9 protein-coding genes are annotated in these 16,214 nt (G+C 61.4%); 4 read left to right on the top strand and 5 right to left on the bottom strand.

From position 1 onward, the window contains the following. Nucleotides 1–40: 40 nt before the first annotated feature. Complete coding sequence (locus FMA36_RS15895; RefSeq protein WP_159263252.1) at nt 41–1,540, bottom strand: carbohydrate porin; 1,500 nt, start codon at nt 1,538–1,540, stop codon at nt 41–43. A gap of 463 nt (nt 1,541–2,003) precedes the next feature. Next, nucleotides 2,004–2,585: a TetR/AcrR family transcriptional regulator gene (locus tag FMA36_RS15890; RefSeq protein ID WP_159263251.1), complete on the bottom strand. Its 582-nt coding sequence runs from the start codon at nt 2,583–2,585 to the stop codon at nt 2,004–2,006. Between the two features lie 121 nt (nt 2,586–2,706). Here FMA36_RS15890 and FMA36_RS15885 point away from each other — a divergent pair, with 121 nt between their 5' ends. Continuing rightward, entirely contained in the window at nt 2,707–3,687 is a 981-nt protein-coding gene (locus tag FMA36_RS15885; protein ID WP_159263250.1) for an SDR family NAD(P)-dependent oxidoreductase, read from the top strand. Nucleotides 3,688–3,745: 58 nt separating this feature from the next. Here the strand turns inward: FMA36_RS15885 and FMA36_RS15880 are convergent, their stop codons facing one another. The 3 genes from FMA36_RS15880 to FMA36_RS15870 are packed head-to-tail and all read right to left on the bottom strand — an operon-like array spanning nt 3,746 to nt 9,707. Next, nucleotides 3,746–5,332, bottom strand: a complete 1,587-nt coding sequence (locus FMA36_RS15880; protein WP_159263249.1) for an efflux transporter outer membrane subunit — start codon at nt 5,330–5,332, stop codon at nt 3,746–3,748. Beyond that, nucleotides 5,329–6,516 carry an efflux RND transporter periplasmic adaptor subunit gene (locus FMA36_RS15875; protein ID WP_159263248.1) on the bottom strand — a complete coding sequence of 396 codons (1,188 nt, stop codon included), beginning with the start codon at nt 6,514–6,516 and terminating at the stop codon, nt 5,329–5,331. Before FMA36_RS15875 ends, FMA36_RS15880 begins: the two co-directional genes overlap by 4 nt. Continuing rightward, entirely contained in the window at nt 6,516–9,707 is a 3,192-nt protein-coding gene (locus FMA36_RS15870) for an efflux RND transporter permease subunit (RefSeq protein ID WP_159263247.1), read from the bottom strand. Before FMA36_RS15870 ends, FMA36_RS15875 begins: the two co-directional genes overlap by 1 nt. 670 nt (nt 9,708–10,377) lie before the next feature. On the opposite strand from FMA36_RS15870, the gene FMA36_RS15865 reads away from it, so the two are divergent. The 3 genes from FMA36_RS15865 to FMA36_RS15855 are packed head-to-tail and all read left to right on the top strand — an operon-like array spanning nt 10,378 to nt 16,115. Next, the gene (locus FMA36_RS15865) at nt 10,378–13,542 is read left to right on the top strand and encodes an efflux RND transporter permease subunit (RefSeq protein ID WP_159263246.1); all 3,165 of its coding nucleotides are present in this window, start codon (nt 10,378–10,380) and stop codon (nt 13,540–13,542) included. Beyond that, nucleotides 13,535–14,707, top strand: a complete 1,173-nt coding sequence (locus FMA36_RS15860) for an efflux RND transporter periplasmic adaptor subunit (protein WP_159263245.1) — start codon at nt 13,535–13,537, stop codon at nt 14,705–14,707. Before FMA36_RS15865 ends, FMA36_RS15860 begins: the two co-directional genes overlap by 8 nt. Next, nucleotides 14,664–16,115, top strand: a complete 1,452-nt coding sequence (locus FMA36_RS15855; RefSeq protein WP_240906417.1) for an efflux transporter outer membrane subunit — start codon at nt 14,664–14,666, stop codon at nt 16,113–16,115. The genes FMA36_RS15860 and FMA36_RS15855 overlap by 44 nt, the downstream gene beginning before the upstream one ends. The last annotated feature ends 99 nt before the right edge of the window (nt 16,116–16,214 follow it).

The following is a 16,214-nucleotide window of genomic DNA, read 5'->3' as shown; positions in this document are numbered from 1 at the left end:
CGCTTCATATGTCCGGTGTTTTTTTACTGTGCGGCAGGGTTCAGAGATTGGTGGTGAACTGGAAGCCGATCACCGCCGCATCATGGAAGGTGGTTGTGGCACCCGGGCGCTGGAGGTACTGGAAATCCGGCTGGAAGGCCGTGCCCCGCGCTACATGGATGCTGTAGAAGGCTTCCCACACATTTTCATGGCTCTGTATGCCGTAAACGGCGCCCCACTGGTTGGGCAGGTAGGGCAGGCCGAGCGCAAGCGAGGATTCCTGCTGCAGGGTCACGGTGTGGCTCATTTCCATATACTGGAACATGACGCCTATCTGATCGAGCGGGCGGCCCCAGGGCGTGCCGCTTTGCAGCAGGCCGATCCATTCATGATCGCGCATGGCCACCTGGCTGCCCTGTGTGTAATCAACACCCCCGATCACGATCAGGCCGTTTGCAAGCCCGTCTCCGCTGCGGTGGATCATCTGGTTGAACATGAGCCATGCCGCATTCATGCCGGATTCATACCGGCGCGGCAGGCCCGTTGCCTGGAAGGAATTGCCGTTTATGTCGGTATACAGGTTGGGATAACGGGAATTGTCGTACCAGTACCCAATCTTGTAATGCCCCAGCAGGTGGTGCCTGCCAAAGGAGGGGCTCCATCCGATCTCGACCTGGGATGAGAGCTTTCCCAGCCCGTCCTGCCCCAGCGCCCAGCCGGATATGCCGCCATTGTAGGCATGGGGGCTGACGGCAAAGACGCCGCCCATGATGTAGGTCCGCAGCGTGGGCCGCACCCGCAGCACCGCGCCAAGGTTGCCCGAAGGCCAGTCCCGGCCGCCCGGCACGTATTTGGATGGCGCGGGGTTGCCGCACACCGATACGTTCATGAACGAACAGGCAAGATAATCCTGATTGAAAAAACTGCCTGTTGGTATGACACCGACCGACAGGATGATGCGGTCGCGCAGGAAGCCCTTGTCGGCATACATATCCACCAGATGGGCGACCACGTTGCCGCGCGCGCCATAGATTTCTTCAGGATTGGTGACCGAATCCCCTATGGCGTTGGACAGGCTGCTTCCGTGCCCATTGACGACCAGCATATGGGTCCAGAAGGACGGAATCCCTGCCAGGCGCTGCCAGTCTATGTCCAGCGCACCGGCGACCTGACCGGCCAGAACGTTGGCACGCTGTTTGCCACCGGTAATGTTGGCCATATATTCTTCATTGATGGTGACATTGAGGAATATGCCCCGATTTGTCAGCCATGGCTGCATGCCGCCCCAGTCCCCCAACAGGTGAGGGGAGGCGGTCAGCATGGGCACGAGGGGGCCGATCGCCACCTGTCCGCTTTCGGTCATGGGAAAGGCGGCGGGTTCGTAATGGGTTGTAAAGGCGGTCTTCGCGGTTTCTGTCTGGGCCAATACTTTGGAAGTGAGCATGCAACCGATGAACAGCATTCCCACCATAACGGCCAGCAGCCTGATATGGGCAGGAAAGTTGTTCCATGTTATTGCAGACTTGTTCTCGTTCTTGGCGCATGTCGTGATGACACACATTGTCTGCTCTCCCTTCCCGAGGCCCTTGCAGCCACGGGTTCGGTTGTCCGGAACAGGATGTGTATCGATTTACAAATGGGAAAGATTTAATTCATGAATGACACAAGTTCGTGAATAATTTTACTTATTCTATATTTTTGATGATTTATATATGTTCGCAATACAAAGTAAGTGCGTATCGCAGTGAAAATGAGAGACTGCGCCGCGGGCACCTCCCGCTGCAGGCAGGAATGGGATCTGCCAAAAAAGACGACGCAGTTTCTCGCAAACCAGAGATCGTGAGGTCTGGGTTTATCACCCGGTATCATGGGCTGCTTTCACGCAAACAGGTCTGCCGCCTGTCTCCTGATGGTGCATATCCACACCGTTTACGAGCAGGGCGGGCGAAGCGCCGGTCGCCCTGTCTGTCCTTTAAGGAAGAGGCCCGATAGAGTGATCGGATCGGCTTGGGCATGGCGCAGCATTACGATCCCGATGCCCGTGATCCGGCGATGAGAATATCGACAAGGCGCTTCGCACTGTTCTCCCAGCCGGGACCGGCCGCATAGTTCGAAACCCCGGCCAGGGCACGGAGCAGGTCAACCGGCTCGATATCCGCGCTGATGTCGCCACTGGCAACGGCGGCTGCCACAAGCCCGTCGATCGCATTTTGCAAAACGGTGCCGGACTGGGCGTAGAGCGTGCCCGTGCCGCCTGCCAGCCCGTTGAGGGCAGGGGCGATCACCAGCTTGGCGGCAATATAGTCAACAAACAGCCGCATCCATGCCCGCAGTGCTTCCACTGGCGGGTGTTTCGCGGCAAGGACCGGGGCCGCACCGGCAAGGCGGTCGAGTTCAGCGCGATAGACCGCCTCGATCAGCGCATCACGATTGGGGAAGTGACGGTAAAGCGTGCCGATGCCCACGCCAGCACGACGGGCAACCTCATCCAGGGGAATATCGACTTCCCCCGCCGTAAACGCGGCCTTGGCCACGTTCAGCAGGTTTTCCCTGTTGCGCTGCCCATCGCTGCGCGGCCGGCGGCGTGGCTTTTTTTCGTCGGTCACCGGTTTCCCTCTTGTTAAACGGAGATGTCCTCCGCATATATCAAGCGGAGCTACACTCCACATAACATCCCGCATGCCATTTCGGCAAAAAACGGATGCATTCTTTCAGGGAGTTCCACCCATGACACAGATTTTTGGCGCAGGCTCGACAACGGAAGAGGTCCTCTCCGGCGTATCGCTCAAGGGCAAACGCATGCTTGTAACCGGCGTTTCCGCGGGTCTGGGCGTTGAAACCGCACGCGCCCTTGCAGCCCATGGCGCCCATGTGGTGGGGGCTGCGCGCAATCTGGAAAAAGCAGAACATGCCACCACGCAGGTCCGTGCGGACGCGGCGCGTGGGGGAGGGCGTTTCGAACTGGTCGCCCTGGACCTCGCGGATCTGGGCAGTGTCCGCACCTGCGCCGATAAGCTGAACGCAGCCGGTCTGCCTTTCGATCTGGTCATCGCCAATGCAGGCGTGATGGCCACGCCGTTCGGCCATACGAAGGACGGGTTCGAGACGCAGTTCGGCACCAACCATCTGGGGCATTTCGTTCTCGTCAACCGGATTGCGGGGCTGATGCGCCCCGGCGCCCGGCTGGTCAATGTATCTTCGGCCGGACACCGCTTTGCGGATGTTGATCTGAAAGACCCGAATTTTGAACAGACGCCATACGACCCGTTCATCGCCTACGGGCGCTCCAAGACCGCCAATATCCTGTTTGCCGTTGCGTTTGACGCACGGCACCGTGCACGCGGCGTGCGCGCTGCGGCGGTGCATCCCGGTGGAATCCTGACCGAACTGACGCGTTATATGCCAGCAGGCGGCATTGAGGCGATGGTGGCGAGGATCAACGAACAGGCTGCCGCGGCAGGCCAGCCGCCGTTCCAGTTCAAGACCATTCCACAGGGGGCGGCCACGGCAGTCTGGGCGGGCGCGGTGGCGGAAGCGGGCGTCGTCGGCGGCCATTACTGTGAAGACTGCCACGTAAGCCCGGTCGTGCCCGATGACCAGGCGGTCAGTCTGGTCAGTGCGGGCGTGCGGGCCTATGCGGTCGATCCCGCGCATGCCGAGGCGCTGTGGGCAAAAAGCGAGGACATGGTCGGGGAAAAATTTTCCTGAGCCTATTTTCAGCCAGGGCATGCAGGGGGTGTTTTTTTGCCCCTGCATGCTTTGTTTTTTACGGGCCGGCATGCGGCGAGAGGATAGGCCCGGTCAGGTTGTCATCCGGGTCGGGGCCGTGGCTGTGGGGTGGTGGCACATCACCTGCAGGGCGTGCATTATGCAGGCCGGAATACTGTAGCGGGTCGACCGAGAACAGTTTGTCGGGCGCGGGCAGGCTGGCGGCGTTCCATCCTCCGCCGCTGGCCCGGATCAGGCCGACCTGCGCCTGCAGGTAACGGGTCTGGATCTCGGCCTGCTGTATGCGGGCATCAAGCGTGCTGACCTGCGCGATCAGCACATCGAGATAGGTGGCAAGGCCGCCTTTATACAGGTTCATGGTGATGTCCTGCGTCTGGCTGGCAGCGCCCACCGCGGCACGCAGGCGGCCGTTTTCGCTATCAAGCCGGTTGGTGCGTGACAGGCCATCCTCCACATCGCGAAAGGCGTTGAGAATTGTCACGCGGTAATGGTCGCGCGTTTCGCGGTAGGCGGACCAGCTCTGCTGCAACTGCGCGCGCCGCAGCCCGCCTTCAAACACCGGCATGGTCACGGTGGCGCCATATGACCACATGCTGTTGGCCAGGTTGGCGAGGTTAAAGCCGTTATCATCAAAGCCTCCGTTCATCTGGAAGGATACGTGTGGGTAGAACGCCGCGCGCGCAATGCCGATGGCCCGGTTGGCCTGCGCCATCTGGCGCTCGCTCATGGCAATGTCGGGCCTGCGCTGCAACAGGTCTGAGGGCAGGGGGGCGGATAGCGCGAAGCGGGTGGCATTGAGGTGGGCATCGGGTGCCAGATGGAAGGATGAGGGCGCGACATTGACCAGAACCGCCACTGCATGCTCCATCACCTCGCGCTGGGCCTGAATGTCGAGCAGGCGGGCCTGCGTGGTGTAAAGCTGGTTCTGCGCACGCGCCACATCAAGCCGGGAGGCCGCCTGATCCACCAGCCGGGTCTGGGTAACGCGCAGGGATTCCTCATAATAGCGGATCGATTGGGTATAGATCGCCGCCTGCGCATCCAGCCCGCGCAGGGTAAAGTAATCGCTGGCCAGTTCGGCCTGCAGGCTCAGCCGTGCGGCGGCGTATTGCGCGGCCTGTTCCTGGGCATAATCCTTCTGCAGGCGCACGCGGTTGCGGATGGAGGACCAGAAATCCGGCTCCCATGAGGCCATGCCACCATAGAACTCATCGGAATCCGTAATCGGCCCCTTGTAGCGGAACAGCCGCTCGGCCGAACTTTTGTTGTTGCTGCCGCCAAAGGCCACGCCAAAATGCGGCAGCAGGTCGGCCCGCGCCTCGCTCACGATCGCACGCGCCTGCAAAAAGCGCTCGCTGGCGGCCTGCAGGTCGCCGTTATGGGCCATGGCCGTTTCCTCCAGCGTATCAAGCTCGGGGTCGGCAAAACTCTGCCACCACTGCGCTGGAATGGTGTCATCCATCGGATGGGCCACGCCAAACGGGGCCTGGCCCTGCCATGTAGCCGGAATGACGTAATGCGGCGCATGATAGGCGGGCGCAAGGTCGCACCCCGCCAGTGACAGCAGCGATACGGCGCAGGCCGCCCCCATAAACGTGGCGCGGTGAATGGTAGGGGCCATCATTCATCGTCCTTTTCATCGGTGTCGTTGCTGTATCCGGCAGCGGGCTGGACCACATGCACGCGCTCGCCTTCCAGCAGGTCGGCGGGCGGGTTGTCGATGATCCGGTCATCAGGGTTTATACCCGAGAGCACCTGCGTTGCCCCATCGCCCATGCGGCCCACCGTTATGTCATGGAAATGCGCGCGGCCCTGCCCATCCACCACGGCCACCTGCATGCCATGCTCCTGAAACACCAGCGCGCCGGTGGGAATGGCCTGATGGGCCGCCTGCTCGGGCGCGCTCAGGGTCACGGCGGCGAAGGTGCCGGGCCACAGGGCGTGGTCGGAATTATCAATCACGAATTCACTCACGCTGGTGCGGGTGTCAGGGTCGTAGCCGCCCGATACGGTCAGGAATTTTGCCTCGAACGTACGATCGGGGAACTGCGGCACCCGCACGCTTGCGTGCAGGCCGGGCTGGAGAATGTAGGACATGTTCTCCGGTATCGAGACGAACAGCCGCATCTGGTGCGTATCCGCTACGCTGAACAGCTCGCTGGCCGCGCCCGTGGCGTTCAGGTTGCCGCCACCTTCATGCACGTAGTCGCCCACGTTGATGTCGCGCTCCGTCACCACGCCATCAAAGGGGGCGACAATGACCTTGAAGCGCTCAAGGGCGGCATAGCGGTCAAGGTTGTGGCGTGCGGCTTCGAGATCAGCCGAGGCCGATTTCTCATTGGCGTCCTGCACCGAGACCGACTGGCCCGATACCGCCTGTGACCGGCCCATCAGCCGCCAGCGCTGGGCGGTGACCACCGCAAGGTCATATTTGGCCTGTGAGGACTGAAGATCGGCCTGCGCCTGCGCAAACTGGGCATCAAGGCCGGGGGTGTTGATCTCGGCCAGCACGTCGCCTGCCGCCACGCGGGCGCCGTAGTCCTTGTACCACATATGCACATAGCCCGAGGCCTGTGGGTAAATGGGGGCCTGGTACCAGGCCTCGATCGTGCCGGGCAGGTCGAGGCTGACATGGCGGGCCTCCCTGCGTGGTGCTATGACCATTACATCGGGCACGGAGGCCTCTGCCGCATCATGGCGCAGGACGGTGGCATGGTGGATGCGCCCGACCAGCAGGTAACCGCACCAGCCCACAAGGATCGTGGCACCGGCCAGCATCAGCATCTTACGGGTTTCCCGGGTGGACATCAGTTCAGTTCCTCGCGGTTGCGGGGGGCGCGGTTATGCAGGATTGCGTAAACACAGGGCACGAACAGGAGTGTGGACACGGTGGCCACCAGCAGTCCGCCAATCACGGCGCGGCCCAGCGGCGCGTTCTGGGAGTTGCTCATGGCCATGGGCACCATGCCGATCACCATGGCGAGTGCCGTCATCAGCACGGGGCGGATGCGGCCATAGCCCGCCTCGAGTGCTGCACGCAGCGCATCGCCATGCTCCTCGATCCGCTCACGCGCGAAGGACACCACAAGGATGGAATTGGCGGTGGCGGTGCCCATGCACATGATGGCGCCCGTCAATGCCGGCACCGACAGGCGCGTATGGGTCAGGAACAGCGCCCAGGCGATGCCTGCAAGAGCTGCGGGCAGGGCCGAGATGATGATGAACGGGTCCAGCCAGGACTGGAAGTTGACCACGATGAGCAGGTAGATCAGCAGCACCGACACCACCAGCCCGAACACAAGCTCGATATAGGCATGGCGCATGGTTTCGGTCTGGCCGCGCACCACCACAGCGGCGGTGGAGGGTACCCTGTCGCGCGTCTGGTCCAGCACGTGCTGCACGCCGGTAGTGACCTGCCCCAGATCCGCCCCCTCGGCGGAAACATAGATGTCCACCTCAGGCATGGAATTGAAGTGCGAGACCTGCCCCGGCGTGCCGGTGGCGCTGACATCGCTGATGCCGCCCAGAAGCTGCATGTGCCGCCCCTGCGGGTCGCCATCGCCCTTGTCGACCGGAATGGTCATGAGGTTGTTGAAATGCGTCAGTTGATCCTGCGAGACATAGACATTGAGCGGGAAGGTGATGCCCGTGGCCGGGTCGAGCCAGTATTGCGGGTCCACCGTCTGGCTGCCTGACAGGGTCATGAGTTCGTTATTGGCAAGGTCCGCTTCCGTCATGCCGGTGGCCTGGCCGAAGGTGCGGTTGCCCTGCACGAACAGGGTTGGCGTCTTCATGGTCTGCTGGATCACGACATCGGCAGCACCCGGCACCCCGCGCAGGCGGTTTACGAGCAGGCGGGCGTAGTCGTAGTTATCGCGCAGGTCGGGGCCGGAAATCTGCACGTCGATGGGGGCAGGGGAGCCGAAATTCAGGATCTTGGCCGTCAGGTCGGCGGGCTGGAAGGTGAACACCGTGCCGGGAAAACGCGCCGAGAGGTCGCGGCGCAGGATGGCGCGGTCATCCCAGACCGGGGTTTCCTCATTCTTGAGCGCAATGGTGATGTCGCAGTCCTGTGTGCCGATGGTTGGCGTGGGGATGAAGGCCTGGTTATGCGCGCCTTCGGGCAGGCCGCAGTTTTCGATCATGCTCTCCACCTTGCCGGGGAAGAGCGCGTTGACCCGGTCCTCCACCAGGGAGGCCTCGCGGCCCGCCACCTCGATACGGGTGCCTAAAGGTGCGCGCATGTGCATCTGCAGCGTGCCGGATCTGGTCTCGGGGAAGAAGTCGCGCCCCGCGATCAGGTACAGCCCCAGCGAGCAGACCGACACACCCAGAAAGACCGCCACGAACCGCCCCCGCCGCGCGATGGCGCGTTCAAGCAGGGCGCCGTAGCGTTCACGAAAGGTATTGAACCCGCGCTCGAACGCCTGCTGGAAGCGCTCGGGCAGCCGCTTGGGGTATTGCAGGTTATGGACCTGTGGCTGGCAGTGGTGGGAATCCCCATGCCCTGCCACGCTGTGGCCGGCCAGCAGGTATTTGGCCATGGTCGGTACCAGTGTGCGCGAGAGGATGAACGACGCAATCATGGCGAAGATGATGGCCTCCGCCATGGGCATGAACAGCCAGCCGGCAACCCCGCTCAGGCCAAACAGCGGCAGCCAGACAATGCAGATGCAGGTGGTGGCGACAAAGGTGGGGATGACAATCTGGTTGGCGGCATCGATGATGGCCGGTTCCAGCGTCTTGCCCATTTCCAGATGCGCGTCGATGTTCTCGATCATCACCGTGGCGTCATCGACCAGAATGCCTACCGCCAGCGCAAGCCCGCCCAGCGTCATGACATTGATGGTCTGCCCCGCCCAGTGCAGCCCGATGATGGCGCACAGTATGGCCAGCGGAATGGAGGTGGCTATGATGACCGTGGGCCGCCATGAACCCAGGAACAGCAGCACCACCATGCCGGTCAGGAAGGCGGCGGTGAGCATCTCGCGCACCACATCAAAAATGGAATCCTTAACAAACACCGAGGCATCGCCCAGAATGCTCACCTTTACATCGGGCGGCAGCAGTTTCTGGATGCGTGGCAGCAGGGCCTTGGCGCCCGCGACCACATCCAGCGTCGAGGCATCGCCGCTTTTCATGACCACGATCTCGACACCCTGCTTGCCCTTGACCAGCACGAGGTTGGTCTGCGGGTGGCCGCCGCGATAGACCTCGGCCACGTCATGCACATAGATCACGGCATTGCCCACGCGCTTGACCGGGATATCACCCAGTTCCTTCATCGAGCGCGGGGTGGCGTTGGTCTGCACCATCCAGTCGGTAGACGAGATTTTCTGGTCGCCTGCGGGCAGCACGATATTCTGCCCGCGCAAGGCGTTCTGTACATCCATGGCCGAGAGGTGATGCGCCTGGAGTTGCTGCTGGTTCAGCGCCACCATCACAAAACTGTCCATGCCGCCATAGGCCTGAGGCACCACCGCACCCGGCACGGTAACGAGCAGCGGCCGTACGCGGATCATGGCCAGCTTGAACAGGTCGGACGGGGTCTGTTTATCCGACGTGACCTGAAGCGTGAGCACCGGCACGGATGAGGCATCAAGGCTCATGACCATGGGTGAGGGGATGTTCTCGGGCAGCTGCTTGATCACCGTCTGGGAAATGGCGGTGACTTCAGCCTCGGCCTTGCCAATATCGGTGCCGGGCTGGAAGTATATGTTTACGATGCCGCGCCCGTAATACGAACTGCTTTCCATATGTTCGATGCCCTCGACAGTCGAGGTCACCATGAGTTCGTAATTATAGATGATCCGGCCTGCGAATTCCTCAGGCAGCATGCCGCCATAGGTCCAGACGACGGACACGACCGGAATACGGATATTGGGGAACACATCCGTCGGCGTACGCCATACCGACATGATGCCAAAGACCACGATCAGGATCGAAAGCACCACAAAGGTATAGGGCCGACGCAGTGCAGTGACTACGATGGCATTCATGGGATGGGTAATTCCCTGTATCACGAACAACCGCATAAGTGTTCGCATGCGGTTTTATTGCGTTTATGGCATTCTTGACTGTCATATGCGCCGGGAATGGGCGCATGACGGCTTCATGCAGGCCAGATTAATGGCGCAGTTTGTCCCGCCGGATCGCTCCAGCGGGCAGGCGCGGGTCAGGAATATTCAGGCAGCACAGGGGGCATGACAGGGACACTCCAGCATGATGGGTGATGGACGGGCCCGCCTGAATCCGCGGGCTGTGCCTGAACGACAGATACAGCGTTTTTTTACAAAGTATGAACAGATAAGATTTAAAATAATTTTCATTACAAATCAGGCTCTTGTTTATTTTCAATATTTAATGAACTGTTGTTTATATTATTACAATAAAATTAATTTCATGGAGCAACCGTTACTGTATCGGTGCGAAGGGCATGCTTTCGCCCGATGGCTGCCCGCAAAGTCCTGCTATCATGAGCAGTGTCGCTTAAAAAAATGCGGCACCTCAAAGCTTTCATTTTATCAGGCCATCCGGTCTTCATCCCCCGCCCTGATGAAAAATTATCTGTATTCCACCACAAACCGGCCGGTACCGCGGGCGTTATCTGAAGCCGGACGGCATATGGATTACAGGGCCTCATGGCAGACAGGGGGGCAGGCAGGTGGCATGAATGCAATTGTTCAACTGGCACTTGCCCGTCCCTATACATTTATCGTGATGGCCATCCTGATCGCCATGGCCGGCGTGCTTTCCGCCATCCGCACGCCGGAGGACATCTTTCCCGATATCGGCATTCCCGTCATTGCCGTGGCGTGGACCTACAGCAATCTTTCACCACAGGACATGTCCGGGCGCATCGTGCTGCCGTTCCAGCGCACGCTGACCACCACGGTCAACAATATCGAACATATCGAGGGACAGTCGCTGACGGGCATCGGGGTGATAAAGATATTCTTTCAGCCCGGCACCGATATCCGCATTGCCAATACGCAGGTCACCGCCATTGCCCAGACCATCCTGCGCCAGTTGCCCATTGGCACCACCCCGCCGCTGATCCTGAACTACAATGCCTCCACCGTGCCGATCGTCCAGCTTGCCCTGTCGGGCGAAGGCATGACCGAACAGCAGCTTTATGATTACGGCTTCAACTTCATCCGTAACCGGCTGGTAACGGTGCCGGGCGCTGCCCTGCCATACCCCTATGGCGGCCGCGTGCGCCAGATCCAGATGGATCTCGACCCCGGCAAGCTGCAGTCCCGTGGCGTATCGGCACAGGACGTAGGCAACGCTCTGACCACACAGACACAGATCACCCCCGCAGGTTTTGTAAAGATTGGAGAATATCAGTATAATTTCAGGCTGAACAACGCGCCCCTTTCGGTTGACCTGCTCAACATGCTGCCCGTGCGCACGGTCAATGGCGCCGTGGTGCGCGTGCGCGATGTCGCCCATGTGCGTGATGGGGCCACCCCCCAGCAGAACGTGGTGCATGTCGATGGCCAGCGTTCTGCCCTCATGACCGTACTGAAATCGGGCGCCACCTCCACCATCGCCATCGTGGCGGGGATCAAGGCGATGATCCCTGACGCGACACGCGGCCTGCCAAAGCAGCTCAAACTCCGCCCCGTCAACGATCAGTCGCTGTTTGTCCGGGCCGCCGTCAACGGGGTGATGCGCGAGGGGGCGATTGCGGCGGGGCTGACCAGCCTCATGATCCTGCTTTTTCTGGGGTCGTGGCGGTCCACGCTGATTGTGGCGACATCCATCCCGCTATCGGTCATGGGGGCGATTGCAGCCCTGTCCGCGCTGGGCGAGACGCTGAATGTCATGACACTTGGCGGCCTTGCGCTGGCTGTCGGCATTCTGGTGGATGAGGCGACGGTCACGATCGAGAATATCGAGCGCCATCTGGAAATGGGCAAGGACGTACATGCCGCCATCATTGATGGATCGGGGGAGATCATTGTCCCGGCCTTTCTTTCGCTCATCTGCATCTGCATCGTGTTCGTGCCGATGTTCTACCTGCCGGGGGTCGCGGGTTTCCTGTTCGTGCCGATGGCGCTGTCGGTCATGTTCGCCATGGTCATGTCCTTCATCCTGTCGCGCACGCTCGTGCCGACCATGGCCATGTTCCTGCTGCGCCCGCATGAGGATGCAAGGCAGCATAAGGAGAATATCGTCACACGCTTCCAGCATGGTTTCGAGCGGTATTTCGAGGCGCTGCGTGTCCGCTACAGTGCGCTTTTGCAAAGCATTCTGGACCATCGTGGCTGGTTTGTGGCCGGTTTCCTGTGCTTTGCCGTGCTGAGCATGGGGTTGTTCCCGTTCCTTGGCCGCAACTTTTTTCCGCAGGTCGATGCAGGCACGATGACCCTGCATGTGCGCGGCCCCACAGGCATGCGCATAGAAGAGACATCGGCCCTGTTCCAGCGTATCGAGAAGCAGATCCGCCAGCGGATTCCGGCAGGTGAGATTGATTCCATCGCCGACAATATCGGCCTGCCCACCAGCGCCATCAACACCGCCTATAATGCATCAGGCACCATCGGGCCGCAGGATGGGGACATCCTTGTCGCGCTGAAGGAAAATCATCACCCGACCGAGCGGTATATCCGTATCCTGCGCCGCGAACTGCCTCGGGAATTCCCCGAGGCCAGCTTCGCCTTCCTGCCATCGGATATCACGACCCAGATCCTCAATTTTGGCGTGCCGGCACCGATCGACATTCAGGTCTCCGGCCCCAACCCCGATGAGACGCGACAGTTCGCAGGCCGCATATTGCGCGCCATACGCCGCATTGACGGCCTGGTCGATGCGCGCATCCAGCAGCCCGGCCATTACCCCGAACTGCGTTTTGATGCCGACCGTACCCGCATCAACCAGCTTGGCCTGACGGAGGGTGATGTCACCACCGCCATTGCCACCTCCATTGCCGGAACCGTGCAGACCGCCCCGCTTTACTGGCTGGACCCGCACAGCATGGTCACATACCCCATTGCGGTGCAGATGCCCGAATACCGGATCAGTTCGCTGGCGGATATCATCGGCCTGCCGGTAACCGGGGTTTCAGCTGCCCAGGTGCAGGTGCTCGGTGCCCTTGGCACGATTACGCGCGGCACGACCTCACCGGTCGAGGCGCAGTATGACATCCGTTCGCTGGTCGATGTTTTTGCCGGTGGGGACGGGCGCGACCTCGGCGCCATTGCCACGGACGTGCAGGCAGCCCTGCACCGGCTTGAACACGACCGGCCCGATACAGTTACGGTTACGCTGCGCGGCCAGTACCAGGCCATGACAACCGCCTTCTCGGGCATGGGGTTTGGCCTGCTTGGCGCGATCGTGCTGATCTATCTGCTTATTGTCATCAATTTCCAGAGCTGGACCGATCCGTGCATTGTTGTCCTTGCATTGCCGGGAGCGCTTGCGGGGATATGCTGGATGCTGTTTGCAACGCATACGCCGCTTTCCGTGCCCGCGCTGACGGGGGCGATCATGTGCATGGGGGTGGCGACGGCCAACTCCATCCTTGTCATCACCTTCTGCCGCGAGCAACTGGCGGAACATGGGGATGCGCTCAGGGCGGCCCTGACGGCGGGCAGTACCCGCCTGCGGCCCGTCATCATGACGGCGCTGGCCATGGTGATCGGCATGCTGCCCATGGCGCTGGGGCTGGGCGAGGGAGGCGAGCAGAATGCGCCGCTGGGGCGGGCTGTCATTGGCGGCCTGCTATTCGCCACCTGTGCCTCCCTGTTTTTTGTGCCGACGCTTTTCGCCATTATCTATGACCGGCGTGCACGCCACGGCCATGACGGGGCACGTGCCCATGGCTGAGACCCATACGGCCATGCATGCCGGGCCCGGACCCCGCCTGCGCTGGATCATTCTTGGCGGGGCGTGCATTTTCGGGCTCATCCTTGTGGCGGGCACGATTACGCGCATCCATGAACGCCACCATCTGCATGCCACCAATGTTGCAGCACTCGTGCCCAGCGTGAACATCGTGCATCCGGGTGGTCAGGCTGTTGATACGCTGGTCCTGCCCGGCATCCTGCAGGCGTGGTACAGCGCGCCGGTCTATGCACGGACCAGCGGCTACCTGCGGCAATGGTATGTCGATATCGGGCAGAAGGTGGAAGCAGGCCAGCTTCTGGCGGAAATTGACACGCCTGATGTCGATCTGCAGCTTGCAGGCGCACGGGCCGCGCTGGGCACCCGGACCGCGCAGCGCGATCTGGCCCAGATCACATCACGCCGGTGGGACCGGCTTAATGCCCAGAATGCCGTATCCCAGCAGGAAACGGATGAGCGGCGGGGCAATCTGGCCGCCAGCGAGGCCACGCGCCATGAAGCCGCGGCAGAAGTTGAACGGCTTGAAACGCTCTCGGCCTTCAAGCGCATCATCGCCCCTTTTACCGGTGTGGTCACCAGCCGTGCGACCGATATCGGTGCGCTGATCGTGGCGGGAACGGCTGCCAGCCAGCCACTTTTTACCGTATCGGACGTGACCCGCCTGCGGCTTTATGTACGTGTGCCACAGGCCTATGCCGCGCGGATGCATGAGGGCTTTGTCGCGCATTTTACGGTGCCCGATTACCGCAACCGGCAGTTTGATGCCCGTCTGCTGCATTCTTCGGATGCGGTTGACTCACAGTCGGGCACGATGCTGGTCCAGCTTGTCTATGATAATGGGGAAAATCTTCTCAAACCGGGGGCTTACGCCCAGATTGCCTTTACGTTTCACGCGCCCGCACCACAGGCGCCGCCGAGCGTGCGTATACCCGCAAGCAGCCTGCTCTTTCGCCGGGACGGTACAACCGTGGCGGTGGTGGATGAACATGACCATGTCAGGATACAGCCGGTTGCGATCCTGATCGATTTCGGGACCGAGCTTGAGGTTACGGGGCTTGCGCCACAGGACAGGGTCATCACCAACCCGCCAGATGATATTGATAATGGGGATCCCGTCAAACCGCGTGAGGGCAGGCATGGCGCGTGAGCGGGGCAGGGCGGTCCTGCTTCTCGCGGTCCTGCTGTGCGGCTGTAATCTCGCCCCCCGTTACCACAGGCCCACGCTGCCCAACACACCCGCCACATTCAGGGAAGCTGGCATATGGACCCCGGCACGGCCCGCCGATACCGTGCAGCGCGGGGCGTGGTGGTCGGTCATGGGCGATGAGGTTCTGGACCGGCTGGAAGACAGGATCGAACACGGCAGCCCGCAACTGGCCGCCGCCGTGGCGCGATATGATCAGGCGCGGGCGCTGGTCAGGCGGGCGCGGGCCGATTTCTTTCCCCAGATTGATGCAACCGCCAGCGCGCAGCATGAACGCGCACTCTTTCCGGCCACCGGCAATTATTACGAATATCATGACTATGAATCCGGTGGCACCGTTTCATGGGAGCCCGATATCTGGGGGCGCATCCGCAATCTGGTCAGGGCGGCGCGGGCCAGCGCGCAGGCCAGTGCGACTGATCTTGCATCGATCCGCCTCAGCCTGGAGGGCGAACTGGGCGATGACTATTTCCAGTTACGCGGTCTGGATGCCCGCATCAGCCTGCTGCAAAAGACCATCGCAGCCTATTCCGCAGCACTGGACCTGACCACGAAACGTTTTGTGGGAGGGGCCGCGAATGAGCTCGATGTCGGCCGTGCGCGCACACAGCTGACCACGACACAATCCCAGCTTGAACAGCAGCTGGCCGACCGCGCGCTGGCGGAACACGCCATTGCGGTGCTGATCGGTGAGCAGCCTTCCACCTTTTCAATCCCGCCAGCAGACGGTCTGCCGCCCGTGCCGCTCATTCCCATAACCGCACCCGCCCACCTGCTGGAACGCAGGCCCGATGTCGCATCGGCGGAGCGGCATATGGCGGCGGCCAATGCCCGGATCGGCGTGGCGCGGGCTGCTTTCTTTCCCAACATCACGCTGGGGGCGACGGGTGGTTCGGAAACCACGACCAGCATGCTGGCCTCGGCCGGGAGTGGCGTATGGGCGTTTGGCCCGGCGCTGGCCACGCTGGCCATATTTGATGGCGGGCGGCGGTTTGCCAATCTGGCACTCACGCATGCGCAATATGCACAGGCTGCAGCCAGTTACCGGCAGACCGCCCTGACGGCTTTCCGTGAGGTGGAAGACCAGCTTGCGCTGCTCAACCATCTGGCCGATGCCGCCACGCGGCAGGAGGAGGGCGTCGTGGCGGCAACGCGCACCGACCATCTGGCAGGTGTGCAGTACCGCGAAGGCGCCGTTGACTACCTGCAGGTTGTCATCGCCCAGACGGCGGCGTTACAGGCGCGTGAAGACCTGATTACAGTCAATACGCGTCGCCTCATGAGTGGCATCGACCTTGTACGGGCCATGGGAGGTGACTGGGGCGACCATGCCGGGCTGAAAGGGAAATAGATCCCCTTGCCTGTATGTTCGTGCCGTTTTGGGGCATGCACCGGGCATTCATGAAGCACTGTCTGAAAATAATGCGTTGATAAAAATTTCCGGGTGTCG

It is taken from the genome of Komagataeibacter xylinus (assembly GCF_009834365.1).
GTDB classification, from domain to species: Bacteria; Pseudomonadota; Alphaproteobacteria; order Acetobacterales; family Acetobacteraceae; genus Komagataeibacter; species Komagataeibacter xylinus_D.
This window is presented reverse-complemented; position numbering and strand designations above follow the sequence as displayed.